8 protein-coding genes and 1 pseudogene are annotated in these 6,432 nt (G+C 30.1%); 1 reads left to right on the top strand and 8 read right to left on the bottom strand.

What is annotated here, in order from left to right; translation table 11 throughout:
• A pseudogene (locus CCO88_RS10950) lies at positions 1-73 on the top strand (DUF2920 family protein); the annotation flags it as partial.
• A 13-nt stretch (positions 74-86) separates the two neighbouring features.
• Here CCO88_RS10950 and CCO88_RS08760 read toward each other — a convergent pair.
• The 8 genes from CCO88_RS08760 to CCO88_RS08725 form a co-directional block, all read right to left on the bottom strand.
• A complete protein-coding gene (locus tag CCO88_RS08760) occupies positions 87-308 on the bottom strand; it encodes an acyl carrier protein (RefSeq protein ID WP_002815232.1) in 222 nt (73 codons plus the stop codon).
• Positions 308-1,369, bottom strand: a complete 1,062-nt coding sequence (locus CCO88_RS08755; RefSeq protein WP_002840235.1) for a beta-ketoacyl-ACP synthase III — start codon at positions 1,367-1,369, stop codon at positions 308-310. The genes CCO88_RS08760 and CCO88_RS08755 overlap by 1 nt, the downstream gene beginning before the upstream one ends.
• Complete coding sequence (locus CCO88_RS08750) at positions 1,359-2,921, bottom strand: HAD family hydrolase (protein WP_002840233.1); 1,563 nt, start codon at positions 2,919-2,921, stop codon at positions 1,359-1,361. Before CCO88_RS08750 ends, CCO88_RS08755 begins: the two co-directional genes overlap by 11 nt.
• Complete coding sequence (locus CCO88_RS08745; protein ID WP_002840232.1) at positions 2,918-3,334, bottom strand: VOC family protein; 417 nt, start codon at positions 3,332-3,334, stop codon at positions 2,918-2,920. The genes CCO88_RS08750 and CCO88_RS08745 overlap by 4 nt, the downstream gene beginning before the upstream one ends.
• Positions 3,327-4,220, bottom strand: coding sequence for a class I SAM-dependent methyltransferase (locus CCO88_RS08740; protein ID WP_002840231.1), 894 nt, complete (start codon positions 4,218-4,220; stop codon positions 3,327-3,329). Before CCO88_RS08740 ends, CCO88_RS08745 begins: the two co-directional genes overlap by 8 nt.
• The gene (locus tag CCO88_RS08735; protein ID WP_002781997.1) at positions 4,217-4,447 is read right to left on the bottom strand and encodes an acyl carrier protein; all 231 of its coding nucleotides are present in this window, start codon (positions 4,445-4,447) and stop codon (positions 4,217-4,219) included. The genes CCO88_RS08740 and CCO88_RS08735 overlap by 4 nt, the downstream gene beginning before the upstream one ends.
• A 30-nt stretch (positions 4,448-4,477) precedes the next feature.
• Positions 4,478-5,269: an N-acetyltransferase LegH gene (legH, locus tag CCO88_RS08730; RefSeq protein ID WP_002800092.1), complete on the bottom strand. Its 792-nt coding sequence runs from the start codon at positions 5,267-5,269 to the stop codon at positions 4,478-4,480.
• Positions 5,266-6,432: DUF4910 domain-containing protein (locus CCO88_RS08725; protein ID WP_002840230.1), on the bottom strand; the 1,167-nt coding region annotated here is incomplete at its 5' end. The genes legH and CCO88_RS08725, both read right to left, overlap by 4 nt.

Here is a 6,432-nt window from a genome sequence, read left to right as displayed (position 1 = left end):
TTATCCTTGTGGAAATAAAGTGTTTATATTTAAAGATGTGGGTGACAAATTTGAATTAGTGATAAAAGATTAAAACCTTAAAGGTTTTAATCAAGCTTTGCTAAATCGATTAAATCACTTACTTTTTGACAATTTTTCAAGTCCTCGGCTGTGATTTTTAAAGTAAAAAGATTTTTATAAAGCACCATCACAGATACAAAAGCCAAACTATCCCACTCGTCTATATCATCAAGTAGCATATCTTCATTTAAGTCTTCATCTCTATGCATAGCTTCTTTAAGCTCTTCTAAAAATTCAGTTTTTGTCATTATTTCTCCTTTGTGTAAATTAAAATATCTTTTGTGTATAAATCTTTGAAATTCAACACCGCACTTCCCCAGCTAAGCCCTGCACCAAAAGCACTTAAACTCGCTTTAAATTCTTTTGGAGTATCTAGTTCGCAAAGTAGGGCAGGTAGTGAACAAGCGCTTAAATTAGCGTATTTTTCCATGATAAAATTAGGAACTTTATCATCATTAAGTTTTAATTCTTCTTTGATGCAATCAACCAAATACACATTGGATTGATGAAAAAGATGAAAAGCAATGTCTTTTTCATCTACTTTAGAAAATTCTAAAATTTCTTTAAAGCTTTTAGGTTCGCATTCCAAAGCCATATTGAAAATATTTGCTCCGTCCATATAAAGATTTTCTAATTGTCTAAACTCCTCAGTTTGCATGAGTGAATCATCGTTGAAAATATCTGCTTTAGGTATTCTCATCGCACCTTTTGGAATGATGAGTTTATCAAAATATTTTCCATCGCTTCCAAGCTCAAAAAAAGCTTCGTTAAAATCCGTTTTTTCAATCAAAGTTGCACTTACTCCATCACCAAAAATAGGAGCTAAATTCATATTTTTAGGATGGATGAATTTGCTTAAAGTATCCCCACAAACGAGCAAAATTTTACCTAAGCCACTTTGTATTAAAGAATGAGCGACAAATAAGCCGTATAAATACCCTGCACAAGCTTGCCCTAAATCAAAAGCTATGGTTTTAGAGCTTAAATTTAAAAGCTGATGTAAATAACAAGCCGTAGAAGGCATGAAAAAATCAGGACTTTGAGTTACTACGATGAGTGCATCAAGACTATTTTTATCTATATTTAAACCTTGTAAAAGTGTATTGGCTGCGTGTTTGCCAAGATCGCTTACACAAGTGTTTTCATCACAAATATAACGTGTTTTTAAGCCTATGACTTTTTTCATTCTTTTAAGGGTTTTAATATCATTTGAAAAAACGCTTTCTAACTCATCATCAATGCAAATTTTATGTTCAGGTACGCTTACGCAAATGCCTGAAATTTTGGCTTTATCAAATCTAGTTTTCATGGATTATAAGTCCTTTGAAGTTTAAATTTTGAAATGGAATAAGGGCTGAGTTTTTTTCAAATTCTTTGGAAATTTGTTCTAAAAAGCTCAAGAATGGCATATTTCTTTCGCCTTTTTGATAGTAAAGCCTTGCATTATTGTTTTTAAGATCAAAGAAATGTAAAGCTAGTTCAAAGGCTTTAAAAAACATTCTAGTTTCAAGTTTTCTACCTAAAGCCCTACAAGAAATGCAAAGATCATCGATAAATAAATTTCCTTCTTTACAAGAAAAAACAAAAATAGCGATAATCCCACTATCGCTTAATTTATCACTCATACTCACACTTACAATGAGTTCTTTTTGCATGTGTTGTGCGACTTTTTCTTGATTTAAGCGTGTGTAATTAGCGATAAATTGATTGGTTTTACCCAAAAGTTCGCTAATGCGAGGGATATTTTGCAGATCATTTTTGCTAAAATTTAAGCTGATTTCAAGATTTTGAAAATATTCTTCATCGCTTAAACTTTTAAGCTCTTCTCTTAAAGCATTGGCTGCTATATCTTTGGCACGAATTTGATCTTCTTTGGTGTTTGAAAGTTTTAAAAGATTAGGAAAAAGCTTGATTTTATAAAGTATATTTTCATCGCATAAAAGTGTTTTAACACCTGTAAATTTGGTATTTTCAAGCTCGGCGATATTATCATCTATAAAAAGCATAGCATTAGTATTTATATTAAATTTTTTAGCAATTTTTAAGATATTTTCACCCTTTGGCTCCCAATTGATCATTTTAGCATCAAAATCATCCCATTGCAAGATAAAATCTTTCCTTGTTTCAAAAAGTTTTTTTGCGTCTTTTTCTTCATTTTTTGAAGCTAGGGCAAGTAAAAAGCCTTGTTTTTTAAAAGTTTTAATTTTTTCTTGTAAGGTTTTGTGCAAAGGACTTAAATTAAGATTATCTATGCCCTCTTCACCTAAAATTCCTTGATACAAGGTATTATCAAGATCAAGTACAAGAGCTTTAAGAGCGGGTTTTACGAGTGCAGGGATGAGGCTAAGTCCTAAAATTTGTGCTAAGAAAATCAAGGCTTTATTATTAAGCTTAGAGCCTGTAAGTTCTTCTTTAGCTAGGTCTAAAATATCCTCTTCATCAAAATACTCTTTTATGAGTTTTTCTATGTTAAAAATTTCGCAATTTAAAATTTTTTTATCTGTTTTAAATTCTCCTAAACTAAGGACTAAAATAGGGCTTTGTGAAATTTTTCTTAGTTCTAAAAGTCTTTCTTCTAGAAAATTTTGCACATTATTTTTATAGCGGGTTAAATCCACCCATAAAAGTTCTAAATTAGTTTTTTTAAAATTATCAAAACTCAAGCTATCATCATAAGAGCTGAAATTAAAATCAGCTCTTAAATTAGCAAAATGTAAAAAAGGAGCAATGATACTTTGCACTCCTTCAAAAGCATGATTTCTATGGATATTGATAAGAAGATCTTGACTTTTACTAAAGTCTAATTCTTTGGCAAATTTTATAAGCTCATTGCGTTTTAAATGGGGTGAAAAAAGATTCATTTTAGCTCCACAAGTTCGATTAAAAGCCTATTTGGCATCATGATAAAACAAAGTTTAGCAAAATAGCTTGCTTGCATAATAGGAACAATACAAATACCTCCTTGTTGTTCCAAAAGAATTAAATCTTGGGTGATATTTTTACTTTCATAGGCTAAATGATACATTTTGGTATTATTTTTCAAATAGCTATCTAGCGGACCTTTATCGTTTAAATTTTGCAAAAGTTCAAATCTATACTGTGGAAATGCTTCATTGCAAGGAATGATAAATTCGCCTCTTACCCCTTGTTTTTCATCTATAAATTCTGCTTCTTTATAAAAACCTAGTTTAAAAAAACATTCCCTTTCTTTTTCTAAATTTTTACAAGCCACACCTATATGATGAAGGGGTAAATTGAGTGTTGTATTAAGCATTTAAAACTACTGCCATAGTGATAGCATTTTTAAATTTCAATGCTTTTTCTAAACTATAATCATTTGCCATAAAACATTCATAAGCTTTAAATTTTAAGCCTGATTTTTCTATCAAATCTTTAACTTCATCAGGATGGGAAAATAAATAAATATGATCAATAGCAGGAGCATTGATAGGGATAGTTGCAAAAATTTCCCCTCCATCGCTAAGAAGCTCTTTAGATCTTTTAAGGAATTCAAGAGGTTTTTCTACGTGTTCTAGCACTTCTCCAATCACTATCAAATCAGCTTTTTTATCAAAATCATAAATAAAAAAATCTTGACATAAAAAATCACATTTTGTAATCAATCCCCCTACTTGTTGTTTTACCATTTTTTGAGTAAGTTCGCAACTTGTTGGAGAGATATCAAGTCCATAAAAGGCGGAAAATTTACCACTTTTAACTGCTCTTGCAAAATATTCTCCATGGCCAGGGCCTATTTCAAAATAAGTTGTTTTTGGAGTAAAATTTTTTAAATATTGCGAAAAATACTTTCTTACTTTAATATGAGCTATCCAAACAAAAGAAGAAAGAGCTAAGCCTATCATGTATTGTTTCATATAGCTTTCATTAAAATAAACTTTATCCTTAACTTCATCAAAGCTAGAATAACGATAAGCCCCATTTTCTATGAAAAATTTTGTTTCTTCTAAAGTATCGTTAAGGATCAATAAATAACAATCGCATTGTTCTTTTATACTGATACCATCTTGAATATAATAAGAAATTAATTTATCAAATTCTTCTTCGTCTTCTTGTGAAAATTCAATTTTTTTAAGATATTTAGAATGGATAGGATTTTTTTGAGCGATGGCTTGAAATAATTTTTCAATATTTTCTTTCATTTTTCTGCCTTTAGGGTTTGAATTTTTTCTAGTAAAGCGCTTTGAGATTTTAAGAGACTTAAATCTTCTTTGTTAAATTTGATTTCAAATTCTTCTTCTAAACTCATGATGATATCAATATGAGCTAAAGAAGTCCAGTTCTTGCAGTTTTCCATGCTTAAATTTGTATTTTCATCTACTTTGGTTTCAAGTATATTTTCTAAAATTTCATAAAATTGTTTTTCCATTGTATACCACTTTCTTGAGAATGTTGAAAATTAATATATTGTATCATAATTTTCTATTAGAATTGTTTGGTTTATATCTAATTTTTTCCATAAAATTTCTATATATTCTTTAGCGTTGTAAATATTTATATGATCTCCTGCAAAATTGTTTTTTTTAAAATTTTTAGTATTATTAACAATATTGATAATGTTAATTAAATTGGGCTCAGAAGATATGTCAAGTTTTCTAACATAATAACTAATGGTTTTATTGTATGATATATTGTTTTCATCAATTAAAATTCCAGAGAAAATTTTATGATATCTGTAAAATACATTAAATTGTTCTTCTGCATAATGTGTTAGTGTGTGTCCTTGGCCTCCAAATGTCATATATTTTCCATTCTCTTTGGTTAAAACCTCATAAACACAATTTTCCCCAAAACAACTTGTTGTATCTTTTAAAAATAATTCTTCTTTTGCTCCTTTTATAGCAAAAGAAAATATAGGATCGTTTGTGCGTTTTACTCCTGTTTGTTTGCGAAAATATTCATTTAATGCTCCCATTTTTGTTTTGGAATTTATTTTGTCATAAACTTCATTTTTGCAAAAACTATAAGTAAAGGTTGGCATGATCAAAGTGCCTTCTTTGCCTATAACTTCAAAAAAACAATCTAATATAGTCTGTAAAAATTCATTTCTAGAAAGCAAAGGTATGCCAAAGTTAAAAAGTTCTGTATGTACGCATAAAATATCACCCCTTTTTATACCTAGTTGATAAAAAGCATCTATTAAATCCTTATCGGAGTATTTTTTGTCATTGTGTTCTAAAAAATATTTCATTTTACCAGTCCATAAAATTTTATTTTTTCCAAAAGTTCTTTAAATTCATAAGCTTGCATATTTAAGATATTGGCTATATCGATGATATCATTCTCTCCATCACAGTAAGCTAGAAAATTACAAGCTAAAGGAATGTCATTGGCAGTGCTAAGGGTATGATATAGTCCTCTTTTGCCAAGATTGGGCTCGCATACTATGGTGTTTTTATATACGGCGTTGATTTCTAGATTTAAAATCATTTCTTGTATGCTTTGAAGTCCACCCATTAAACCTTTTTCAGAGATAAAATTGAGATCATCTTTGCTGGTGTGGTATTGTTCGTATTCTAGGTATCTTGTGCGACATACTCCTACAATGCCAAGATTTACAAGCGGAGCATTGTATTGTCTTTCATCGCTTCCACGATCTAAAAAACTAAAAGCTTTGAAATTTTTTTTATTTTTAAGCGTATGCAAGGCAACTTTATCGCTTAGAGTGTTTTCTTTGGGTGTGTGTATGAGTGAGTAAGCATGATCATCGCCTAAGCAAGAAAGCACAAAGCCTGCTTTAACATGTTTTTTTAAATGCTCTAAATGTTTGCTAAGATAGACTATAGAGCCTATGGTTTCAGGAATGATGATAAAGCGGTAATTATACCTTCTTTTTTTTAAACTTAAAAGCCATTTTGCTAGGAAAATAGCCACCACAGGACCACTAAGCTCATTATTTGCCATAGAAGGATGACAAAGATAGGTTGAAATTAAAATTTCATCTTTTGAATTTTGCGTACTAGGTAGGATAAAATCAGCATAATCCAAAACCCCATTTTCATCATGTTTCGCATTGATATAGACTTTGTATTTGCCTTTTTTGAGTTTTTTTCTTTCATTATGCGTGAGACAAAATCCCCAACGTCTTTTGTAATAACTCGTTACATAAGGAATAGCATCGGGCATTTCTTCTATGGAGTAAAGATGATTTTGAAGTTCTTCAAGTTCGATTTCTTTATCGATAGCTTCGCTATAATTTAGAAGGTGTAAATTATGCTTTTTAAAATCACAAATTTTTTCTCCTTCTGGAGTGATGATATAGGCTTCTTTAGCGTTCCATTCATCAGGGACTATCCAGTCAAAAACCTTTGTGCCACTTTTTATAGAGTGAAATTTGAGTATATCCCCCCCCCA

It is taken from the genome of Campylobacter coli LMG 9860 (genome assembly GCF_000254135.1).
In the GTDB taxonomy this organism is placed as follows: domain Bacteria; phylum Campylobacterota; class Campylobacteria; order Campylobacterales; family Campylobacteraceae; genus Campylobacter_D; species Campylobacter_D coli.
This window is presented reverse-complemented; position numbering and strand designations above follow the sequence as displayed.

Coding starts and splice junctions, on each gene's coding strand:
- CCO88_RS08760 (WP_002815232.1), bottom strand. CDS start 308: ATGACAAAAACTGAATTTTTAGAAGAGCTTAAAGAAGCTATGCATAGA.
- CCO88_RS08755 (WP_002840235.1), bottom strand. CDS start 1,369: ATGAAAACTAGATTTGATAAAGCCAAAATTTCAGGCATTTGCGTAAGC.
- CCO88_RS08750 (WP_002840233.1), bottom strand. CDS start 2,921: ATGAATCTTTTTTCACCCCATTTAAAACGCAATGAGCTTATAAAATTT.
- CCO88_RS08745 (WP_002840232.1), bottom strand. CDS start 3,334: ATGCTTAATACAACACTCAATTTACCCCTTCATCATATAGGTGTGGCT.
- CCO88_RS08740 (WP_002840231.1), bottom strand. CDS start 4,220: ATGAAAGAAAATATTGAAAAATTATTTCAAGCCATCGCTCAAAAAAAT.
- CCO88_RS08735 (WP_002781997.1), bottom strand. CDS start 4,447: ATGGAAAAACAATTTTATGAAATTTTAGAAAATATACTTGAAACCAAA.
- legH (WP_002800092.1), bottom strand. CDS start 5,269: ATGAAATATTTTTTAGAACACAATGACAAAAAATACTCCGATAAGGAT.